This is a genomic window from Salinisphaera orenii subsp. halophila YIM 95161, from assembly GCF_003732545.1.
GTDB classification, from domain to species: Bacteria; Pseudomonadota; Gammaproteobacteria; order Nevskiales; family Salinisphaeraceae; genus Salinisphaera; species Salinisphaera orenii_A.
In genome coordinates, this window is sequence record NZ_AYKF01000049.1 from 1 (window position 1) to 293 (window position 293).

The 293-nt window shown below is 72.4% G+C and carries 1 protein-coding gene; it reads left to right on the forward strand.

Translation table 11 applies throughout. The features are described from left to right. The coding region (locus SAHL_RS18560; RefSeq protein ID WP_184947269.1) for a sulfite exporter TauE/SafE family protein at nt 1–293 on the forward strand (293 nt) is incomplete at both ends.

The window sequence follows — 293 nt, forward strand, 5'->3', positions numbered from 1 at the left end:
CTGGCGCTGGGGCTGACCGGCGGCGGCGGGTCGATCTTCGCCGTGCCATTGTTGATCTACGGCCTGGACGTGGCGCCGGCGAGCGCGGTGGCGATCTCGCTCGGCGCGGTGGCGATCACGGCCGCCTTCGGTGCCGCCGAAGGGCTGTATCGCGGCGTGGTCGAGCTGCGCGCGGCGCTGATCTTCGCGGTCGCCGGCATGCTGGCCGCGCCGCTTGGCGTCTATATCGGCGGTCGGGTCAGCGATACGCTGGTGGTGCTGTCGTTCGCGGCGCTCATGGCGGTGGTCGCGGT